The 19,856-nt window shown below is 66.3% G+C and carries 22 protein-coding genes and 1 tRNA gene; 16 read left to right on the plus strand and 7 right to left on the minus strand.

All coding sequences use genetic code 11. The features are described from left to right. The first annotated feature begins 21 nt into the window (after positions 1-21). A complete protein-coding gene (locus KX816_14640) occupies positions 22-1,521 on the plus strand; it encodes an amino acid permease (protein QXQ05467.1) in 1,500 nt (499 codons plus the stop codon). 9 nt (positions 1,522-1,530) lie between these two features. Next, positions 1,531-2,001 (plus strand): glycosyltransferase, encoded by a 471-nt coding sequence (locus KX816_14645; GenBank protein QXQ05468.1) that lies wholly within the window; start codon positions 1,531-1,533, stop codon positions 1,999-2,001. Between the two features lie 71 nt (positions 2,002-2,072). Here the strand turns inward: KX816_14645 and KX816_14650 are convergent, their stop codons facing one another. Further along, the gene (locus KX816_14650; GenBank protein ID QXQ05469.1) at positions 2,073-2,690 is read right to left on the minus strand and encodes a hypothetical protein; all 618 of its coding nucleotides are present in this window, start codon (positions 2,688-2,690) and stop codon (positions 2,073-2,075) included. Positions 2,691-2,929: 239 nt separating this feature from the next. Then, entirely contained in the window at positions 2,930-3,160 is a 231-nt protein-coding gene (locus KX816_14655) for a hypothetical protein (GenBank protein ID QXQ05470.1), read from the minus strand. A gap of 107 nt (positions 3,161-3,267) precedes the next feature. Between KX816_14655 and KX816_14660 the strand changes: the two genes are divergently transcribed. Next, complete coding sequence (locus KX816_14660) at positions 3,268-4,227, plus strand: IS1595 family transposase (GenBank protein QXQ08598.1); 960 nt, start codon at positions 3,268-3,270, stop codon at positions 4,225-4,227. A 504-nt stretch (positions 4,228-4,731) separates the two neighbouring features. Continuing rightward, positions 4,732-4,902, plus strand: coding sequence for a DUF1508 domain-containing protein (locus KX816_14665; GenBank protein ID QXQ05471.1), 171 nt, complete (start codon positions 4,732-4,734; stop codon positions 4,900-4,902). 32 nt (positions 4,903-4,934) lie between these two features. Here the strand turns inward: KX816_14665 and KX816_14670 are convergent, their stop codons facing one another. Next, positions 4,935-5,387, minus strand: a complete 453-nt coding sequence (locus KX816_14670; protein ID QXQ05472.1) for a hypothetical protein — start codon at positions 5,385-5,387, stop codon at positions 4,935-4,937. A gap of 59 nt (positions 5,388-5,446) precedes the next feature. Here KX816_14670 and KX816_14675 point away from each other — a divergent pair, with 59 nt between their 5' ends. Beyond that, on the plus strand, positions 5,447-6,391 hold the full coding sequence (locus KX816_14675) for a glycosyltransferase (protein QXQ08599.1): 945 nt from the start codon (positions 5,447-5,449) through the stop codon (positions 6,389-6,391). Next, a complete protein-coding gene (locus KX816_14680; GenBank protein ID QXQ05473.1) occupies positions 6,388-7,671 on the plus strand; it encodes a hypothetical protein in 1,284 nt (427 codons plus the stop codon). The genes KX816_14675 and KX816_14680 overlap by 4 nt, the downstream gene beginning before the upstream one ends. 3 nt (positions 7,672-7,674) lie before the next feature. Here KX816_14680 and KX816_14685 read toward each other — a convergent pair whose 3' ends face one another. Together KX816_14685 and KX816_14690 are read right to left on the minus strand one after the other, a co-directional pair. After that, positions 7,675-8,286: a hypothetical protein gene (locus KX816_14685; protein QXQ05474.1), complete on the minus strand. Its 612-nt coding sequence runs from the start codon at positions 8,284-8,286 to the stop codon at positions 7,675-7,677. A 10-nt stretch (positions 8,287-8,296) separates the two neighbouring features. Further along, positions 8,297-8,707: a hypothetical protein gene (locus KX816_14690; GenBank protein ID QXQ08600.1), complete on the minus strand. Its 411-nt coding sequence runs from the start codon at positions 8,705-8,707 to the stop codon at positions 8,297-8,299. A 132-nt stretch (positions 8,708-8,839) separates the two neighbouring features. Here KX816_14690 and KX816_14695 point away from each other — a divergent pair, with 132 nt between their 5' ends. Beyond that, positions 8,840-9,097 (plus strand): AbrB/MazE/SpoVT family DNA-binding domain-containing protein, encoded by a 258-nt coding sequence (locus KX816_14695; GenBank protein ID QXQ05475.1) that lies wholly within the window; start codon positions 8,840-8,842, stop codon positions 9,095-9,097. A 3-nt stretch (positions 9,098-9,100) separates the two neighbouring features. Next, the gene (locus KX816_14700) at positions 9,101-9,487 is read left to right on the plus strand and encodes a PIN domain-containing protein (protein QXQ05476.1); all 387 of its coding nucleotides are present in this window, start codon (positions 9,101-9,103) and stop codon (positions 9,485-9,487) included. 4 nt (positions 9,488-9,491) lie between these two features. Here the strand turns inward: KX816_14700 and lepA are convergent, their stop codons facing one another. Next, the gene (gene lepA, locus KX816_14705; GenBank protein QXQ05477.1) at positions 9,492-11,285 is read right to left on the minus strand and encodes a translation elongation factor 4; all 1,794 of its coding nucleotides are present in this window, start codon (positions 11,283-11,285) and stop codon (positions 9,492-9,494) included. A 116-nt stretch (positions 11,286-11,401) separates the two neighbouring features. Here lepA and KX816_14710 point away from each other — a divergent pair, with 116 nt between their 5' ends. From KX816_14710 to KX816_14745, 8 genes are all read left to right on the plus strand, one after another. Further along, entirely contained in the window at positions 11,402-12,031 is a 630-nt protein-coding gene (locus tag KX816_14710) for a lysozyme (protein ID QXQ05478.1), read from the plus strand. 73 nt (positions 12,032-12,104) lie between these two features. Beyond that, the gene (locus tag KX816_14715; protein ID QXQ05479.1) at positions 12,105-13,415 is read left to right on the plus strand and encodes an FAD-dependent oxidoreductase; all 1,311 of its coding nucleotides are present in this window, start codon (positions 12,105-12,107) and stop codon (positions 13,413-13,415) included. A gap of 60 nt (positions 13,416-13,475) precedes the next feature. Beyond that, positions 13,476-15,302, plus strand: coding sequence for a PASTA domain-containing protein (locus KX816_14720; protein ID QXQ05480.1), 1,827 nt, complete (start codon positions 13,476-13,478; stop codon positions 15,300-15,302). Then, a complete protein-coding gene (locus tag KX816_14725; protein ID QXQ05481.1) occupies positions 15,292-15,846 on the plus strand; it encodes a hypothetical protein in 555 nt (184 codons plus the stop codon). Before KX816_14720 ends, KX816_14725 begins: the two co-directional genes overlap by 11 nt. Positions 15,847-15,904: 58 nt before the next feature. Then, positions 15,905-15,981 (plus strand) — tRNA-Pro (locus tag KX816_14730). A 71-nt stretch (positions 15,982-16,052) separates the two neighbouring features. Then, entirely contained in the window at positions 16,053-16,979 is a 927-nt protein-coding gene (locus KX816_14735) for a pirin family protein (protein ID QXQ05482.1), read from the plus strand. A 110-nt stretch (positions 16,980-17,089) separates the two neighbouring features. Next, entirely contained in the window at positions 17,090-18,007 is a 918-nt protein-coding gene (locus tag KX816_14740; protein ID QXQ05483.1) for a UDP-2,3-diacylglucosamine diphosphatase, read from the plus strand. Positions 18,008-18,078: 71 nt separating this feature from the next. Beyond that, a complete protein-coding gene (locus tag KX816_14745; protein QXQ08601.1) occupies positions 18,079-19,116 on the plus strand; it encodes a glycosyltransferase family 1 protein in 1,038 nt (345 codons plus the stop codon). Positions 19,117-19,146: 30 nt separating this feature from the next. Here KX816_14745 and KX816_14750 read toward each other — a convergent pair whose 3' ends face one another. Then, positions 19,147-19,791, minus strand: a complete 645-nt coding sequence (locus tag KX816_14750; protein ID QXQ05484.1) for a response regulator transcription factor — start codon at positions 19,789-19,791, stop codon at positions 19,147-19,149. Between the last annotated feature and the right edge of the window lie 65 nt (positions 19,792-19,856).

Genomic DNA, 19,856 nt, shown 5'->3' on the forward strand with positions numbered 1-19,856 from the left:
CGCCGACAAGGGGAATACTTAGTGGCCAATTGGCGTATCAAGTCGCTCGACGCGATCCTCGCGACAGCTGAGAAGAAACCGCTTACTCGCAGCCTCGGCGCTTTCCAGCTCACCATGCTCGGCATCGGCGGGACGATCGGCACCGGTATCTTCGTGCTGACGGCGGAAGCCGCGACCAAGGCCGGGCCGGGAATGATGGTCAGCTTCGCCATCGCCGGGCTGGTCTGCTTCCTGACCGCGCTTGCGTATTCCGAACTCGCCGCGATGATCCCGGTGTCGGGATCGGCATACACCTTCAGCTACGCGACCTTCGGCGAAGTCATTGCCTGGGTCGTCGGCTGGGCGCTGGTGCTCGAATACGCCATCGCGTCGAGCGCGGTCGCGGTCGGCTGGTCGGGCTACATGGTCGGCCTGGCGGAGCGCTTTTTCGGCGTCCGGATCGCGGATACCTTCGTCCACGGGCCGTTCGACAAGGCCCCCGGCCTGATCAATCTGCCCGCGATGTTCATTGCCCTTGCAGTGTCCGCCTTGCTGGTCGTCGGCACCAAGGAGAGCGCGCGCTTCAACGCCGTGCTGGTCATGGTCAAGATCCTCGCCCTGATCATGTTCCTGGCGCTCGCTTTGCCCGAGATGCAGTCGATGAACTTCACGCCGTTCATGCCGCGCGGCTTCTTCGCGCACGAGATTCCCGATCCCTTCGTCAGCGGCTCGATGATCTCGGTCGGCGTCTCGGCCGCCGCGGCAACGATCTTCTTCGCCTTCGTCGGCTTCGATTCGGTTTCGACCGCGGCCGAGGAGACGATCAACCCGAACCGCAACATCCCGATCGGGCTGATCGGCGCGCTCGGCGTCTCGACCGTGCTGTACATGCTCGTCGCCGCGGCCGCGACCGGATCGGTCGGCGCGCAGCCGACTGGCGATCTCGCGCGCTCGAACGAGGCGCTCGCCTATGTCCTGCGCACGATCGGCTACCCCTGGGCCGGTAATCTGCTGGCGATCGCCGCCGGCGTCGCATTGCCCTCGGTCATCCTCGCGCTGATGTACGGCCAGACCCGTATCTTCTTCGTCATGTCGCGGGACGGGCTGCTGCCGCCTATCCTGTCGCGCATCCACCCGAGGTTCAAGACGCCGCACGTCATCACGATGGTGACCGGCGTATTCGTCGCGGTCTTCGCGTCGCTGTTCCCGGTTGCCCTGCTGGCCGAGGTCTCGAATTCCGGTACCCTGCTGGCGTTCCTCGCCGTCGCCATCGGCGTCATGGTCCTGCGGGTTCGCGATCCCGGTCGTCGCCGCCCGTTCCGTACCCCGATCGTGTGGGTTACTGCGCCGCTCGCCGCCGCCGGCTGCGCCTTCCTGTTCTTCTCGCTGTCGAGCTACACGCTGGAGCTGTTCGTCGGCTGGGCAGCGGTCGGGCTGGTCGTGTATTTCTTCTACGGTCGCACCCGGTCGAACGTCGCGCGCGGAGTCATCGAGGTGCACGAGCTCGATACAGACCGTCCGACGAGCCCGGTCGAGGGCTGATTGATCGCCATGAGCGCGTTGTACGCGCTCGCGGCGTTCCACGGAGCAACCCGCGAGGCGCTGGCCTTCGTCTCGGCCGGGCTGGCGCTTTCCAGCCTCGACGGACTAGCGGTCGACGCGGCCTTCTTCGCCCGGCTCGCGTGGCGCCGGGTGACGGTCTACCGCCACCACGCCCGGGCCCAAGCCGACCGCCTCGGCGGCGACGGCGGCGCGATGGCGATCCTGGTGCCGGCGTGGGACGAGGCCGCCGTCATTGGCCCGATGCTGCGCGCGCTGGTCGCGGGCCTCGACTACCCGGACTACCGGGTCTTCGTCGGGGTCTATCCCAACGACCCGGCGACGCAGGCCGAAGTCGCGGGCGTCCGCGACCAATGTATCACCATCGTCACCTGCACCCGTCCCGGCCCGACCACCAAGGCCGACTGCCTCAACCACCTGTGGCGCGCCGCCGTCGCCGACGAGACGCGCGGTATTATGTAGCAAACGCACCAATGCGTAGGCGTTGGCAATCGGCCGCGGTGGCTTTTGCCATCATATGCGGTATGTTGCCGTCAAGTGGCCTCGCTGAAGCCGCCCCCGAATACGTTAACGATAGTGCATTCAATTTCGGCGGTGCTGTGATTGACAATGCCGGTAACTTGAAACTGATCTCCAGTATAGTAGTTGTCTCCCGTGATGGAATGATATCCTACATAAAGGGATATAACCCAACTCGCAGGGTTCTCTATAAAGTTGGACCGAGTGAAGTCTTCTGGGACTTTAAGTCCAAGAAAGTGATAGAGACCAATATCAGTGAACTCTCCACTCGCATAGATAGCACTCTTTTTCAGAGCAGTGTGGTTTTCAAAAACCTGAGACTTAGCAACTGCTGCCGCAGTCTTGTGGTCCAGGCTAATCGCATATCCGATGGAAATCCTGAATGCAGGAGAGTTGCCAAAATTCCGAACCTCGACGGGGCTTCTAATAACAATAAACCGCGCCTTGGGCTCCTTAGGGTCTACTTGGATGAAGCAAATCTTTGGAGGTTTGAGCATCAACCAAGGACGGTTGGCTTGGTAGGCGGCATCGGCGCTTCGAGCCGCCTCGTTGGCGCCCCGTTTAGTTTCATCGGCGGCGCGCTTAGCGAACCACGCGGCGGCGAAGGCGGCGGCGAGCGTGGCAGTGCTCACTCCAAATTGCCACCAAACCGTCGCAGCCTGTTTGTCCGCATCTCGGGCTTGATCAACAGTCGCCTGAGCGCTGATAGCGTCGCAGGGAACCCCTATGCCGCTACCGGGGTAACACTCTTGCTTTGCTCTGTCGGCGGGTGGGGCGTCTGGCGGCTTTGGAATGGTCGCTGGCGTAGCGGCGGCCTGCTGGTGATGGTGATGCTTATTGGCGGCCCGGCACTGTTCGCCTTGCCCTAGTATCAGCCATCCGAGAGCCGCAAAGATGACGTTCCGATAGCCTCTAGGCATTGGACCAGGAACACCGCTGTAAACTTACCCCGCGCCAGTTTGTTGCGGATATTCGGCTCAGAGTCCACGACGCCGACAGCCGCCAGTTTCTCGACAAGCTGGTTGTAGGACACGCCTTTCCGCTTCAGCTCAGCCTTCAACATGCCCTTCACACGGGCCTCCCAATCTGTCGCTTCGGCCATACCCGCACTCCATTCGTCGCAAATGCCACCATACGCGATGCATTTGCCCTTGCATAGAGTGCATGATTGCCACTATATCCGATGCATAAGCACTGGATACGATGACAATGGCTCAGCACTTCCTCCTTTCCGCCAAGGCCCGCACCCTTAGCCTCAAGGCTGTGTTCCGCATGGGCGAGGACAACGCCTATCAGACGTTCTGCGAGATGCGTTGGACCGAGACGGGCGGCGACCCCGTTTGCCCGCGTTGCGGCTGTGTCGAGGCGTACAGCATCACCAGCCGTCGCAAGTTCAAGTGCGTCGGTTGCCATCACCAGTACAGCGTCACCAGCGGCACGATCTTCGCCAGCCGCAAGCTGTCGTTCACGGACCTGCTCGCCGCCGTCGCGATCTTTGTGAACGGTGCTAAGGGCGTGTCTGCGCTGCAGGTCAGCCGCGACCTCGACGTGCAGTACAAAACGGCGTTTGTGCTGTCACACAAGCTGCGCGAGGCGATGATCGCTGAGACGGCTACGGCCACACTGAGCGGCATCGTGGAGATCGATGGCGCGTACTTTGGCGGCTATGTGAAGCCTGCTAACCGCAAGGTCGATCGTCGGGACCGCCGCTTGCTCGCCAACCAGACGGGCCTTCGCCAGTCGGTTGTCGTGATGCGCGAGCGCCATGGCCGATCGCTTACCTACATCGGCAAGTCTGAGGCCCAGGGTGTCGCCGCCGTCAACGCTCGTGTCGCCACCAGCGCCACCATCCATGCCGACGAGGCTTCGCATTGGGACGTGCTGCACGGTCGTTACAACGCCCGCCGCATCAACCACAGCGTCAACTACTCAGACGGTATCGCTTGCACGAACATGGCGGAAAGCTTCTTTAGCCGCCTTCGCCGTGCTGAGATCGGGACGCACCACAGCATCGCCGGGGCGTACCTGAGCGCTTATGCTGGCGAGATGGCATGGCGCGAGAACAACCGCCGCATCTCCAATGGCGCCCAGTTTGAAATGGTTGTCACCGCAGCAATGGCGTCTAGCGTGTCGCGGCAGTGGAAGGGGTATTGGCAGCGCGGGATATAAGGACATCTTTAATAGTTGCTGCGAAGCAACGCTGATCCGCAACTTGTAGACAAAATACAGATTCAAAGACACCACAGCTTGCGTCGTTCTCGGTATGGACGCATAGGAAAACCCCCGGTGCGTCAACACCGGGGGTCAGTTCGTGTCCACCGGCTGCAAGCGCCGTTGGGTTGTGATCACCATTCTCGGTTAGAGCTTGGTGGCCGTAGCGTCAACAGAATTTGCAGCCCTCGATAAGAGGGAGCAGGCAATGAGTCCTTGATGCAACACTATCTGGCCTGACCAGCCAGCGCGTTTCTCGCGAATGCCGCGAGCGCTGCGAGTGGCCCTAGAGCCGCCGGGATTTTAGCTACACTGATACCGTCGACTCGCGCTAGCGAAAGCTGGCCAAGTCGACGGCGAGCATCATCGTAGCTCGTAGCCGCGAGTTCTAAGTGCCATTCGGCATCGTCATGGCGATAGGTCACAACGTACTTTTCAAATTTTGACATATTGGACACCCCCATGAACTATTACCATCTGTACCGCGATACGATCTCGCAGTGGCGTTGGCGTTACGTCGCATCTAACGGCAAGATTATTGCCGTGTCGAGTGAAGCGTACGTGGCCAAGAGCGATGCTTTGTACGGCATCACTTTGATGCGTGGCTCGGCAAGCTCGCCCATCCACGAGTGATGAAAGGGCCGGCGGTCGGATGCGACCGCCGGCTACTCATTCAGGGTCTCTCGCTTTACCTGCCACCGCAGAAGCGCCCCCGTCGAGAACCGCTCAGACTGCACCAGTCCCGCCCGTCGCAGCTTGCTCAAGCTGTGCCCGGTGCGCTGCGAGATCAGCTTGAACAGCACCCGGTCTGCGGTATTGAGCCGCCGCTGTTCCATGATAGCTACCGCCAGTTGGTGCGTGTTCATCGGCTCAGGGGCGTTCCTGAGCGTGTGGAGCAGGAACCGCTGCACCTCGCCACGGAAGGCCGCGCTAGGCGGCGGTATGGGGCGCGAGGGCAAGTCCTCTAGGTCTATGTCGGGCTTGAAGATGCGGATGGTCGCATCAACGTGGTCGAGGCCGCTGAGCAGGACGCCGAGCTGTTCGCGGAGGGCGTCAATCTCGCCTGCCATTGCGGCGCGTCTGGCGAGCAGACCGTAGAGAACGGGGTCGTCTTTCATATGACGACATTACGCTACGCCGATGATTACATCTATCATTCGGCTGGTGCGTTTGCTACATAATACCGGAGACGCGGTCCGGTCGCCGCTTCAAGGCGCTCGTCCTCCACGACGCCGAGGACGTCGTCGACCCGCTCGAGCTGCGCGTCTTCGACCATCTCGTGCCCCGGCTGGCGATGGTCCAGCTACCGGTGATCCCGCTCGTCGACCGGGGCTCGCGCTGGATCAGCGGCCACTACCTCGACGAGTTCGCCGAGAACCACCTGAAGGACGTCGTCATCCGCGAGGGCCTCGGTGCCGCCGTGCCGAGCGCCGGGGTCGCCTGCGCGATCGAGCGCGGCGTCCTCGGGCGCATTGCCGACGCGGCCGGCGGCAGGCCGTTCGACCCCGCCTGCCTGACCGAGGACTATGAGCTCGGCCTGCGCATCAAGCGCCTCGGCGGGCGCACCGCGCTGGCCCGGGTGGCGCGCGCCGACGGCGGCATCGTCGCCACGCGCGAGCACTTCCCCCGCGACCTCGACGCCGCCGTTCGCCAGAAGACGCGCTGGCTGCTCGGCATCGCGCTGCACGGCTGGGACCGGCTCGGCTGGCAGGGTAGCTGGGTCGATCGCCTGATGCTGCTCCGCGACCGCAAGGCGATCGTCGCGGCGCTGCTCGGCATCGGCGGCTATGGGGTTGCCGTGCTGGTGCTGGCGGACGCGGCAATGGTCGGAATGGTGCCCGTAGCGGGCCTATTCGCACCTTTAGTCGAACCCGGGAGCGCGCTCGACTGGACGCTGCGCTTCACCACCGCCGTGCTGCTGTGGCGGCTCACCGTCCGCGCTGGCTGCACCACCCGCGTCCACGGCTGGCGGGAGGGCGTCCGCTCGGCCCCACGGACGGTAATAAGCAACTGGATCAATGCGTTAGCAGCATGGCGCGCCGTCCAGCGTTATGCCGCGATCCGCGCCGGACGTGAACGCCTGAGCTCGGACAAGACCGCGCACCGCTTTCCCGGACCATGAAAATCGGCCCGCTCGGCTGCCTGGCGCTGCTCGGCGCCGGGACTGTCGGGTGGGTTATCGGGCGGATCCCCGCCGTCATCGAGGGCATGCGCCGCGATGTCGCCTCCGCAGAGGCGCAGACCGGCCAGCAGCTGGCGCTTGCAGCCGTCGCGCCCGCCCGAGCACCGGACCGGGAAGACATGGTGTCGGCGGTCGCGCAGCCGATGACGAGACCGCCCCCTCATCCGCGTCATGCTGGCGAACGCCAGCACCTACTACCGTCAGATACTCGGCCGTTCGAGCTCGTGAGTGCCGTCGGTGCTGGCGTTCGCCAGCATGACGAGATCGTGCGGACCGGAGCGCCCGCCTTCGCGACCGAGCCGGAGACGACCGCGGACGCGTTGGCACTTCCCGGCCTGCTCCCGGGTCTCGAAGGCACGACATCCCCCGAAACCTTGCACATCGGCACGCTCGGCCCGCTGCTCCCCGTGCGTGCGCCGCAGAGCGGGTTCGCCCTCGCGACCGCGGGCTATGCCGACCTTGCCGCGGGCGATCGCTACGCCGCGGCGGCGCATTTTGCCGCCGCGCTCGCGGCCGACCCGACGGCCGACAACGCCCCGGCGTGGCAGCGGACGCTGCGCCAGCTGACGCGGCGCTGGTCGAACGAGGCCTATGTCATTCTGCGCGGCAGCGGAGGCGCTGGGCTCGGCACGACGCCGGTACTCGGCGGCGGCCAGGGCGGCCGCAGCTTCAGCTACACCGCCACACCGCTCGCCAACCACCCGCTGTACGCCGTCGTCCGGACCATCGGCGCGCGCACCCAGGGGCTCCGCATCGACGGCGAGTCCGACACCGAGCAGGCCGCGCTGGGCCTGCGCTGGCGGGCCGGAGCGGGCGCGACAGTGAGCGTCGAGCGGCTGGTCGCGATCACCGCCGGCGGCCGCTCGGCATGGACGGTCCGGCTGGCCGGCGGCGCGACCCGGCGCATCGGGCCGCTCATCGCCGACGGCTACGGCGAGGCCGCCGTCGTCGGCGCCCGCCGCCGCGACCTCGTCGCCGGCGTCCAGGCGCGAGTGTTCAGGGCCGCCGTGCGCGGTGCCCTGCGCCTCGAGAGCGGCATCGGCATCTGGTCGGGCTGGCAACGCGCCGGCACCATCGTCGACCGCTTCGACATCGGCCCGACACTGAGCGTGATCGTCGACAGCCTGCACCTCCGCGCCAGCGTCGATTACCGGGTTCGGGTGGTGGGCAACGCGGACCCGGGGAGCGGGCCGGCGTTGACGGTATCGCAGAGTTTCTAGCTCTTAGTGGGGGTCGCCAGCCTTTGATGCGGCTGCGCCTGATGGCGGAGCCACAAGCACTGGTCCCGGCGGCACTTGCGGCGCTGTATGGATGGGCACCGTGCTTGCTGCCGTGGTCGGGGGGGCAGCAGGTGTTTGAGCATTGAGGGCTTGCCGCGTGAAAACCTCTTTCTGTATTTTCTCGAAGGCATCTTGATAGGCTGCCGGATCAGTCACGGGCTCTTCGTCCGTAAGAATGCTCCGGCTTTTCCCAGTCGACATTACGAAACTTAGTCGAGCGCGTGTCATATTTGGGCCGCGTGACTCGATAAATGCAGACACAATTGGAACAGTCTTTTTCTTACCAAGGCCATACCAAATATTATAAGTCGTTTTAGACTTGTTAGATGATTGTGCCGAGATAAGTCCTGTTGATTTGTCAGCTGTAAGAATTCGAAATCCAGCGTCTTGAAAAACAGTCATGACAGCCGAGAAAACGACATCGGTAGTAGCCTCAATGTCCCGAGCTTGAATCTGTTGAAGTTCAAGACCAGTGACTTCTGGCGGCTTTTTAGCTTCCGCCATATCTGCCCCGATAGTGATCGCGATTAAAGCTACGACCGCTGCCTTGTTCATTTTTGCCACCTTAAAACGAGCTACTGCGACTCTTGAAGTCTATGACACGCTTGTCGGATCCAAACTTGATGATCAATGTCATAGTCCGCTGCGTTTGGATCGATTTGTTCTTTGCTGACCCAAAGCCCAATCCAGCGCCCCCGCCAGCACCGCCGCCGCCACCGCCGACCAGCATCCCGATCGAAAACCCCGAGGCCGACGACGAGCTGACGGTGGCCTGTCGATCGTAAATCCAGACCTCTTGGCCAAGACCGTCGATCGTCATAATATTGGGCGATCCAAATGCTTCAGCGACATCGGTTTGCGTGGTGGTCCCGATATGCAAATTCATTTGCACCATGCCGTGTGTCAACGTGTTCGCTGAGTCGGCGGGGACGAGTTCCTTGGTCGCTGCATGTTGCGCGACAAGCGACAGCCCCACGGCCGCGCCGATTAAACGTATTCGCATTGCCCCGCCCCCGAACTCAACTCGTCTTAATTGCCTGATTTACGGCTGGATTGTCAATCACGCCAGCCCGTTGCAAGCCCCCCGTATATACCGTAGATACAAACCATGGCCGCACTGGAAACCAAGACTTTCGTCAGCGGCAACAGCGTCGCCTTGCGCCTGCCGAAGGCGCTCGGCATCGGCCCCGACGTGGCGATGCGGATCGAGCGTCGTGGCAATGTCCTGACCGTCGTACCGGTGCATGATCCCGCGGAGGAACGCCGCAAGGTCATCGAACTGGTCGAGGCCTTGCGAGCGCTCGGGCCGATCGGCGATGTCGAGGTCCGCGAGCCGATTGAATTTCCCGACCGCCCCGGCCTCTGACACGTGGCACATCTGCTCGACACCAGTGTCGCGATTCCGCTGCGCGACGGTGTTCCGGCGATCCTAGACCGGTTCGCCGAGCTTCCGGAACGGCCGTTCCTCTCGATGGTGGGCCGAGTCGAATTGGAGAACGGCGTCGTCAGGACCGCTGAATTCGCGGCCCGTCGCCGCCGCGCACTCGATATGTTGCTGGCACGGGTAACGGTGCTAGTCTTTGACGACCTTTGCGCCGATGCCTATCGTTTAATCGTCGAGGCGGTCGGATATTCGCGGCCACGCGTTATTGACCGGATGATCGCCGCGACGGCGCTGGCCCACGGTCTGACGCTGGCGACGTTGAACGGCGCCGACTTCCGCGACGTTCCGGGTTTGAAACTCGAATCCTGGTGACGCGCTAGGTCGCGTCGCCCATCCGCAGCGCCGCGATGAACGCTTCCTGCGGGATGTCGACGTTGCCGTACTGGCGCATGCGCTTCTTGCCCTCCTTCTGCTTGTCGAGGAGCTTCTTCTTGCGGCTGATGTCACCGCCGTAGCATTTTGCCGTCACGTCCTTGCGCATCGCGGCGATGGTCTCGCGGGCGATGACCTTGCCGCCGATCGCGGCCTGGACCGGGATCTTGAACAGGTGGCGGGGGATGAGGTCCTTCATGCGCTCGCACATGTGGCGGCCGCGGGCCTCGGCGGCGTCGCGGTGGACGATCATGCTGAGCGCGTCGACGATCTCCGAGTTGACCATGATCGTCATCTTCACGAGGTCGCCCTCGCGGTGGCCGATCTGGTGGTAGTCGAAGCTGGCGTAGCCGCGGCTGATCGACTTGAGGCGGTCGTAAAAGTCGAACACGACCTCGTTCAGGGGCAGGTCGTAGACGATCTGGGCACGGCCCCCGACATAGGTCAGGTTCTTCTGGATGCCGCGGCGGTCTTGGCACAATTTCAGCAGGTTACCGAGATACTCGTCGGGCACGAAGATCGTCGCCTCGATCCATGGCTCCTCGATCATCTCGATCGTCGACGGGTCGGGCATGTCGGCGGGGTTGTGCAGCTCCTTGGTGGTGCCGTCGCGGAGCAGGAGCTTGTAGACCACCGACGGCGCGGTGGTGATCAGGTCGAGGTCGTACTCGCGGGTCAGCCGCTCCTGGATGATCTCGAGGTGGAGCAGCCCGAGGAAGCCGCAACGGAAGCCGAAGCCGAGCGCGGCGCTGCTCTCGGTCTCGAACGAGAACGACGCATCGTTGAGGCGCAATTTGCCGAGGCTGTCGCGCAGCTTCTCGAAGTCCGCGGCGTCGGTCGGGAACAGCCCGCAGAACACCACCGGCTGCACGGTCTTGAACCCCGGCAACGCCTGCAGAGCGGGCTTTTTCGCGTCGGTGATGGTATCGCCGACGTTGGTCTGGGCGACTTCCTTGATCTGCGCGGTGATGAAGCCGATCTCGCCCGGCCCGAGCGTGTCGAGCAGCTCGATCTTGGGCCGGAAGCAGCCGACGCGGTCCACCAGGTGCTGGGTGCCCTCGGCCATCATGACGATCTGCTGGCCCTTGCGGAGTGAGCCGTCGATGACCCGGACCAGGATGACGACGCCGAGATAGGGGTCGTACCAGCTGTCGACGAGCATCGCCTTCAGCGGCGCGTCGATGTCACCCTTCGGCGGCGGGATCTGGTCGATGATCGCGTCGAGGACCGCCTCGATGCCGATGCCGGTCTTGGCGCTGGCGAGGACCGCATGCTCGGTCGAGATGCCGATGATGTCCTCGATCTGCTGCTTGACCCGCTCGGGCTCGGCGGACGGCAGGTCGACCTTGTTGATGACGGGGACGATGACGTGGTCGTGCTCGATCGACTGGTAGACGTTGGCCAGCGTCTGCGCCTCGACGCCCTGAGCCGCGTCGACGACCAGCAGCGCGCCTTCGCAGGCGGCCAGCGACCGCGACACTTCGTAGGCGAAGTCGACGTGGCCGGGCGTGTCCATCAGGTTGAGGATGTGGCCCTTGTAGTCGAGGCGCACGGTCTGCGCCTTGATGGTGATGCCGCGCTCGCGCTCGATGTCCATGTTGTCGAGCACCTGCTCGCTCATCTCGCGCGCGCTGAGGCCGCCGGTGACCTGGATCAGGCGGTCGGCGAGCGTCGACTTGCCGTGGTCGATGTGCGCGATGATCGAGAAATTGCGGATGCGGTCGAGCGGTGCGGTCATTCCGGGGCTTTAGCAGGGCGAGCGCTTCGACGCCACGCACGAGAGCGCGGGTGAGCAGGTGCGGGGCGAGGCGCGAAATGCTATAGGCACGGCGGGCCATCGACGGGGGAAACGCGATGAGGATAAGTCCCGAGTGCACCGCGCTGGTGACCGCGTGGGAGGGCCTGCCCGACGGCGACCCGTCGACGGTGAATTTCGACCCGTACATGGACCCGGTGGCGGTGTGGACGATCGGCTATGGCCGCGCGCTCCGTGACCCGCAGACCGGCAACCTGCTGAAGGGGATGGGCGACCGCAAGGCGGCGTTCGCGCAGTTCCCGGGCGGCATCAGCCGGTTACGGGCGATCGCGATGCTCGCCGAGGACCTTGCCGGCGAGGAGACGAAGGTCGGCGCTCTGATGCGGCCCGACGCCGGGCAGGCACAGTTCGATGCCCTGGTGTCGTTCAACTTCAACACCGGCAGCCTAGGCGCATCGACGCTCCGCAAGCTTCACATGAGCGGCAGCGCACCGGGTACTCTGACTGGCGACGCGAGCATCGCGGCGTTGGCGGGCGCGGTCCGGACGAAGCAGGTCACAAGGCCCGCCGACCTGCTGCAGGGCTTCGCGGTGTGGTCGTTCGGCAAGGGCGCGTTCCTGGGCGGGCTGTTCTGCCGGCGGCTGGCGGAGTGGACGCTGTACCGGGGCGCGACGGCCGCCGAGGCCAACGCCTTCGGGGCGCATGTCCGCGACGTGATCGCGCACTGACCCACGCCCCCTCGCCCGTCGGTGCTGGCGTTCGCCCGCACGACGGGTAGAAAGGGCACGGGGAGAGAGCTTCATGCTGCATGTCGCGATCGTCGGCTCGGGTCCAGCCGGCTTTTACACCGCGGAGGGGCTGGTCAAGACCTTCGGCGAGGGTGTCCATGTCGACATCATCGACCGGCTGCCGACGCCCTACGGCCTGATCCGTGCGGGTGTCGCCCCCGACCACCAGTCGATCAAGGCGGTCGACAAGCGCTATGCCGCGACCGCGGTGCTGCCGCAGGTGCGCTTCGTCGGGCATGTCGAGGTCGGGCCGAAGAACGGCCATGCGGGGGTGACGATCCCGGAGCTGCTCGGGCTGTACGACGCGGTCGTGCTCGCCACCGGCGCCCCGCTCGACCGGCCGCTCGGCGTACCGGGCGAGGACCTGCCCGGGGTGATCGGGTCGTCGGCGTTCGTCGGCTGGTACAACGGCCACCCCGATTTCGCCGACCTCGAGGTGCCGCTCGGCCACCCGGGCGCCTGCGTCATCGGCAACGGCAACGTCGCCATCGACGTCGCCCGCATCCTCGCCAAGACACCGGAGGAGCTGGGGGCGTCCGACATCGTCCGCCACACCCGCGAGGTGCTCGAGCACAGCAAGATCGAGCGCATCCACCTGATCGGCCGGCGCGGCCCCTACCAGGCGAGCTTCACGCCGAAGGAGATGGGCGAGCTCGGGCACCTCGCGCGCGCGCAGCCCTATGTGCACGCCGAGCATTTGCCCGATGCCGCCGGCGACGCGGCGCTGGAGCCGGGGCTGCGCAAGACCGTCGGCCACCTGCGGTCGTTCGCGGCCACGGAAGCTCAGGGCAAGCCGCTGGCGATCCGCTTCGACTTCCTGACCCGCCCGGTCGCGGTCGAGCAGGCCGGCGACCACCTCCGCCTGATCGTCGAGGGTACGCGGCTCGACGGCGACATGGCGGTCGGCACCGGAGAAATGCGGTCGATCGACTGCGGGCTGATCGTCACCTGCATCGGCTACCGGACCTCGCCGATCGAGGGCGTCGCCTACGACGAGCGCGCCGGGCGCTTCCTGAACAGCGACGGGCGGATCGAGGCCGGGCTATACGCCACCGGCTGGGCCCGGCGCGGACCGTCGGGCACGATCGGCACCAACCGGCCGGACGCCTTCGCGGTGATCGAGCGCATCGCGGCCGAGGTCGTGCCGTCCGGCAAGGCCGGCAGCGACGGCCTCGACGCGTTGCTCGGCGGTCGCGGGATCGTGCCGACGACCTTCGCCCACTGGCAGCGCATCGACGCCGCCGAGGTCGCCGCTGCAAGGCCGGGCAGCCCGCGCGAGAAGTTCGTCCGCCGCGCCGACTTGCTGGGAGCCTCCGGAGGCTGAAGCGCTCGCCGTAACCCGCTCAAGATGTTAAGAGGCGGGTAAGCTGCGGAGGGTTCGACGATGCTCGGCGCGCGCCTGCTGATCGCTGCCTGCCTCGCCCTGCTGGCCGGAGCGCCGGGCGCTGCGGCCAGCCGGTATGATGCGGAGCGGACGACGAGGGTCAGCCCCGCCATCGCGGCCGGACGCGCGACCGTCCCGCCGCCATCGGCACCCCGCCAGTTCACCGTCGGCGACGTCAGCACCCAGGAACTCCGCGCGAGCTTCCAGACCTATGTCGCCAGAACCTGCGGGTTGCGGCTGTTCCGCGTCTCGACGCGCTACGTGGCCTCGAACCTCGAGCGCGGCGCGATGGTGGGGCCGAGCGTCCCGGCATACGGCCAGACGGTCGGCTGCGGCCGCGGCGTCCTGGTGCAGCTGTCGGAGGGGCCGTCGTCGCCGCCCGACCGGCAGCCGCCACGCGAAACGCCGCCGGTGATCATCGACACGTATACGCCGCCGCGAGAGCAGCCGCTGCTGGTCGACAATTTCCGCAATATCAATCGCATCCCGCGCTTCGAGGCGCGCGTCGCGCAGAAGTGCGGCTCCGGCTTTTCGGTCTCCCGGCTGCAGCGGCCGTCGAGCCGGCCGCCGGGCCAGTACGACGGGCAGCAGCCCGATCCGGAGACCGTCTACGAGTGCGGCATGCCGGTGACGGTGTGGACGGCGGCGGCGCGGGAGGTGCCGGACCTGCTGGTCGGCGACCTCAGCGTCGATGGCGGGCACGCGCTGGCGCAGCAGGTTGCCCGGAAGTGCGACCAGGAACTCCAGATCGACAACCAGGAGCGCCATGCCCCCTCCGATCCCGGGGCGTTTGTCAGCCAGTCGCCGCCGCCCGCGACGGTCTATCGCTGTGGGATGGGGGTGACGATCGTCCGTTCGCTCGGGCAGGTCGAGGCGTGGCTGATGCCGGAGCTGCGCGGAAAGGCCGACGTCGTCCGACTGGAGGCCGACGCCCGGGATCGCTGCCAGGGCCACGGGCTTGCCGTTGCGGCATCGAACGAACCATCGGATCGCCCTCGCGGCACGGTGCTGAGCCAGGACCCGCAGGCTGGCACGCGCATCAATTGCGCGACGCGGATCACGCTGACGGTGGCGGTGCCGCAGGAGAGCCCGGTCAGCGTCATCTACGTCGGCAACCTCGACACCGAGGCCGGCATCGACACGCTCCAGCATGCGGCGGACGGCTGCCCGGGCGGTCTAACCGTTGCCCGGACGAGTCGCGAATCGACCCTGCCGGTAGGCGCGTTCGACGGCCAGACGCCGTCGCCAGCAACGGTGTTCACCTGCGGGATGGCGGTGACGGCGTGGACGTCGCGCGGGCCGGCACCGCCCCCGATCCCCTCACTTCCCGACCTGGTCGACCACGACCTCGCCGCCGTGACCGACTGGGCGAATGCCGTGGCGAAGGCGTGCGGACACGCGCCCGCGATCGGCGTGACCCACGAAGTCTCGCAGACCCAATCTCCCGGAACGGTGCTCAAGCAAACACCAGCAGCAGGCGATTTCGCGTGCAGCGACCGGCTGGATGTCACGGTGGCAGTTGCGGGGCCATCCGACGTTGGCCCGGGCAACGACAAGAACACGGGCACGGGCACCGGCACCGGCACCGGCGGGATCTGGCCCTACATCGTCGCTGCGCTCGCCGTCGCAGCGGTGGCGGGTGGAGCGCTGTGGTGGTTCCTGACGCCCCGGCTGGTGTTCGGCGTCCCCAGGTTCGGTGGCTCGACCGAGGCCGAGGGGCTGGCCGGTGCGCTCCCGCTGATCGCCCTCGAAGCCCGCGCCGGCACCGCCGAGGTCTCGGAGCCCGCGCTGCCGATCGACAAAGTGGAGACCGACGATGGCCGATAGCCCGATCCTGCTGAGCAGCCTCCTCGCCGACACCCGCGGCGCGGTCGACGAGGTCGTCCACGCCAAGGCGGCCGAACGCCCCGACGCGGCGCTGCTCGGCAAGGCACTGACCCGGCTCGGCGATGCCGTCGACGGCGGCGTCCGCAAGGCCTGCAACAAGGACCTCGTCGGGCTGCTGGTCGAAGGCTGGGGCAAGGCAATGGAGCTGCGCGGCTACGGCGATCCTGCTAAATATCCGCCGCCACACACCACCCGCATGTTCGTCGGCAAGCACCCGATGAAGGTCTCGGTCGACCCCGAACTGACGCTGAGCATCGGCACTCTGAAGTTCCCGCTCGAGTTCATCGTCGAGTTCGTCGCGACGGTGAACGCGGTGCGCCTGACCATCGTCGACGGCGCGATCACCGACGTCGATATCGGCACGCTCGAGGTCGGGGCAAAGCTGCGCTGGGGCACGACAGAGGTGCCGCTGCCGCTCAAGACCCGCGAGATCAAGCTGCCGGGGCACTTCGGGATCACCCCGCCGTTCGCGATCCCACACTGAGGACGCTAGCGGGTTGCGCGTGCCACCGCCCGCCGCTATAGCCGCCGCTCTTCATCGTCGGGGCGTAGCTCAGCCTGGTAGAGCACTGTCTTCGGGAGGCAGGGGCCGGAGGTTCGAATCCTCTCGCCCCGACCATGAAGCGCCCGTCCCGGGGGCACAGCACACCCGGCCAGGGGCCGCAGCAGACATAGCGAAGGAGTTCGCGCATGACCGTCCGGGCGAGCGAGATCGACGGCGTCGACATGGTCATCGTGCCGCCGACGAAGGACCTCGGCGACGGCTTCACGGTGCGCCGCGCCTTGCCCTCGGCGCAGCGCCGCATGGTCGGGCCGTTCATCTTCTTCGACCAGATGGGCCCGGTGACGCTGACCAGCGGCCACGGCCTGGATGTTCGCCCGCACCCGCACATCGGGCTGGCCACGGTCACTTACCTGTTCGACGGCGAGATCATGCACCGTGACAGCGTCGGCTCGGTCCAGGCGATCCGCCCGGGCGAGGTCAACTGGATGACCGCGGGCTCGGGCATCGTCCATTCGGAGCGTACCCGGCCCGAGGTTCGCGCGCATGGCGGCGACCTGTTCGGGCTGCAGACGTGGATCGCGCTGCCGGTCGCGCACGAGGAAACCGCCCCCGCCTTCGCCCACCACAAGGCCCACGAGATCCCCAAGGCGGAAGCCGGCGGCGTTGCGCTGACCGTGGTTGCGGGAGCCTCGGACGGGCTGCGCTCCCCCGTCGCGACCTTCTCCGACATGGTCTACGTCGACATCGCGATGGCGCCCGGAACCCGTTACCAGCTCGGCACCGAGCACGTCGAACGGGCGGTCTATGTCGTCTCCGGCGCGGTCGCGGTCGCGGGCCAGACCGGCGGCTTCGCGACCGGCGAGCTGGTGGTGTTCAAGCCCGGTGCCGAGATCGTCCTGCAGGCGGTCGGCGCGACCCGGCTGATGCTGGTCGGCGGCGAGCCCTTCCCCGAACCGCGCCATATCGAGTGGAACTTCGTGTCGAGCTCCAGGGACCGCATCGAGCAGGCCAAGGCCGACTGGCGCGCCCGCCGGTTCGCGGAGGTGCCGGAGGAGAGCGAGTTCATCCCGCTGCCCGGCGAACCGGAGGCGGCCGTCGTCCGCTATCCGTGAGGCTTTTGGGCATCACTCGATGCCGTTAGGTCACTTGGCCAGCCAAGCCCCTCAAGTTGTAACAAACAACATATAGTGGCCCCTCAGGCGAGGTAGCGGGCGACCGGCGCATGGCTTCACAACCAGTTGTAGCACTGGACCAACTGGTCCGCATCGCGGCCGTAGCGCCGCTGGCCCAGAAACCGTCGTGGGTCGACGACGAGGACGGTGGCGACGACGGGAGCAAGCGCAAGCTGCGTCCCCGCACCGTCTGGATTTCCGACACCCACCTCGGCACCGCGGGCTGCAATGCGGTGCTGCTGCTCGACTTCCTGAAGTCGGTGCAGCCCGAGACCTTGTACCTGGTCGGCGACATCATCGACGGGTGGCGGCTCAAGCGCGGCTGGTACTGGCCGCCGCTGCACAACGACATCGTCCGCCGCGTCCTCAAGCTGGCCCACAAGGGCACCCGCGTTGTCTACATCCCGGGCAACCACGACGAGGCGCTGCGCGACTTCACCGGACTCAACTTCGGCGGCGTCGAGGTGCTGCCCGAGGTCATCCACGTCACCGCCGACGGACGCCGGCTGCTGGTCCTCCACGGCGACGAATTCGACGGCGTCGTGCTGTACGCGCGCTGGCTGGCGTTCCTCGGCGACCGTGCCTACGCGCTGCTGCTGCGGCTGAACGTCGTCTTCAACGCGGTACGGCGGCGCTTCGGCCTACCCTACTGGTCGCTGTCGGCGCACGTGAAGAAGAAGGTCAAGAACGCCGTCGCCTTCATCTCGCGGTTCGAGGAGGCGGTCGCCCACGCCGCCCGGGACCGCGGCGTCGACGGGGTGATCTGCGGCCACATCCACTCGGCCGAGATCCGCGAGTTCGCCGGCGTCACTTACTACAACGACGGCGACTGGGTGGAGAGCTGCACGGCATTGCTCGAGCACCCCGACGGCCGGATGGAGATCATCGACTGGGCCGAGCGCACCGCCGCAGCGCGCAGCCGCGTTGTCCCGGTCGCCGCAGCGGCACTGATCCCGGTTCCCGCTTGAGCATTATTCTCGCGACGCGCCCGGCTAGGGTGGATACCCCGGCCGCGACGCCGGTTGCGCGTATGATGCCGATGCGGATCACTCTGGTCAGCGATGCCTGGACGCCCCAGGTCAACGGCGTCGTGCGGACGCTGGCGACGACGGTGGCGATGCTCCGCGAACGCGGTCACGCGGTCCAGACGGTGACGCCCGACCTGTTCGTCTCGCTGCCGTGCCCGACCTATCCGGAGATCCGGCTGGCGCTGACCACGCGGGGCCGGATCGCGAAAATGATCGAGGGCTTCGCGCCGGAGGCGGTCCACATCGCCACCGAGGGCCCGCTCGGCTGGCTGGCGCGCGGCTGGTGCATCGCCAACCGGGTGCCGTTCACGACCTCGTTCCACACCCGTTTTCCGGACTACGTCGCGGCGCGGATCGGCTTCGGCAGCGAGCGACTGTGGCGGCTGGTGAAGCACTTCCATGCGCCGGCAACGCACGTCCTGACCGCGACCCAGCGGCTCGCGGTCGAGCTGCGCGAGCGGGGCCTGCCGCGCACCCTGCCGTGGTCGCGCGGTGTCGACCTGACGCTCTTCAACCCGCACGTCATGCCGCACCCTGCCCTGCGCGACCTGCCGCGCCCGATCCAGTTGTGCGTCGGGCGGGTGGCTGTCGAGAAGAACCTGCAGGCATTTCTCGACCTCGACCGGCCGGGCAGCAAGATCGTCGTCGGGGCTGGCCCCGCACTCGGCGAGCTGAAGGCGCGCTACCCCGAGGTGCGTTTCCTGGGCGCGCTCCACGGCGCGGCGTTGGCTTCCGCCTACGCTGCGGCGGACGTGTTCGTCTTCCCGAGCCTGACCGACACGTTCGGGCTGGTGATGATCGAGGCGCTGGCCTGCGGCACGCCCGTCGCGGGCTTTGCGGTCGCCGGGCCGCTGGATGTCGTCGGGGATGCGGGGCGCGGCGTGGTCCCCGGGTTCGATGCCGTTATCGGCGCGATCGACGACGACCTTGGCACCGCGATCGACCGGGCGATGACCGCGGATCGCGACGACTGCGCTGCCTACGCACGAAACTTCAGCTGGGAACGCTGCGTCGACCAGTTCGTCGCGGCGCTGGTGCCGACGGTCTAGGCGCAGGCGCGCCAGCGTACCGCGCCAGCACTAGGCGTATTCGCGTAGCCTCATGTCCATCGCGAGTTGGGTCCGACTCTCCAGACCGAGCTTCGCATAGACGTTGTGGAGGTGCATCTTGACGGTGCCCTCGGAAATTCCGAGCGTGCCGGCGATGACGCGGTTGCGCTGGCCGGCGGCGACCAGCCGGGCGACATCGCGCTCGCGCCGGGTCAGCAGCGAAGGCGTCGCGGCCTGTCGCTGGGCCATGCGGTCATAGGCAGTCTTCATGGCGCGCGGATCGAGCCACTGTTCACCGTCGGCGACCGTCACGATGCATTGCTGGACCATCTCGAGCGGCGCGTTGCGCTGGAGCAGGCCGTCGACGGCAAGCTCGACCGCCTCGATCGGCACGTCGCTGTCACCCTCGTTGCAGAACAGGATGATCCGGGTCGGAAGGCCCGCGCCGCGCGCGTTGCGGAGGAGCTCGACGCCACCGGGCGTCATGCCATTGAAGTCGAAGATCGCGAGGTCGGGGGCCCGCTTGAGCATCGCGGCAAGGACCGATCCCCCCTCGTGGAAAGGCGGATCGACCGTGAATCCGTTACCCTTCAGGAGATCGGAGAGCGCTGCCGCGAGCAGCGGCAGGGCACTCCCGATAATAGCGTGGCGAACAAGCACGTCACGATCAATCAACAACATATGACCTTCAAATCTGCCGGACCGATCGAAGGTACGCAGACTTTCGGTCTACGGATGCG

This window comes from Sphingosinicellaceae bacterium (genome assembly GCA_019285715.1).
GTDB lineage: Bacteria > Pseudomonadota > Alphaproteobacteria > Sphingomonadales > Sphingomonadaceae > Glacieibacterium.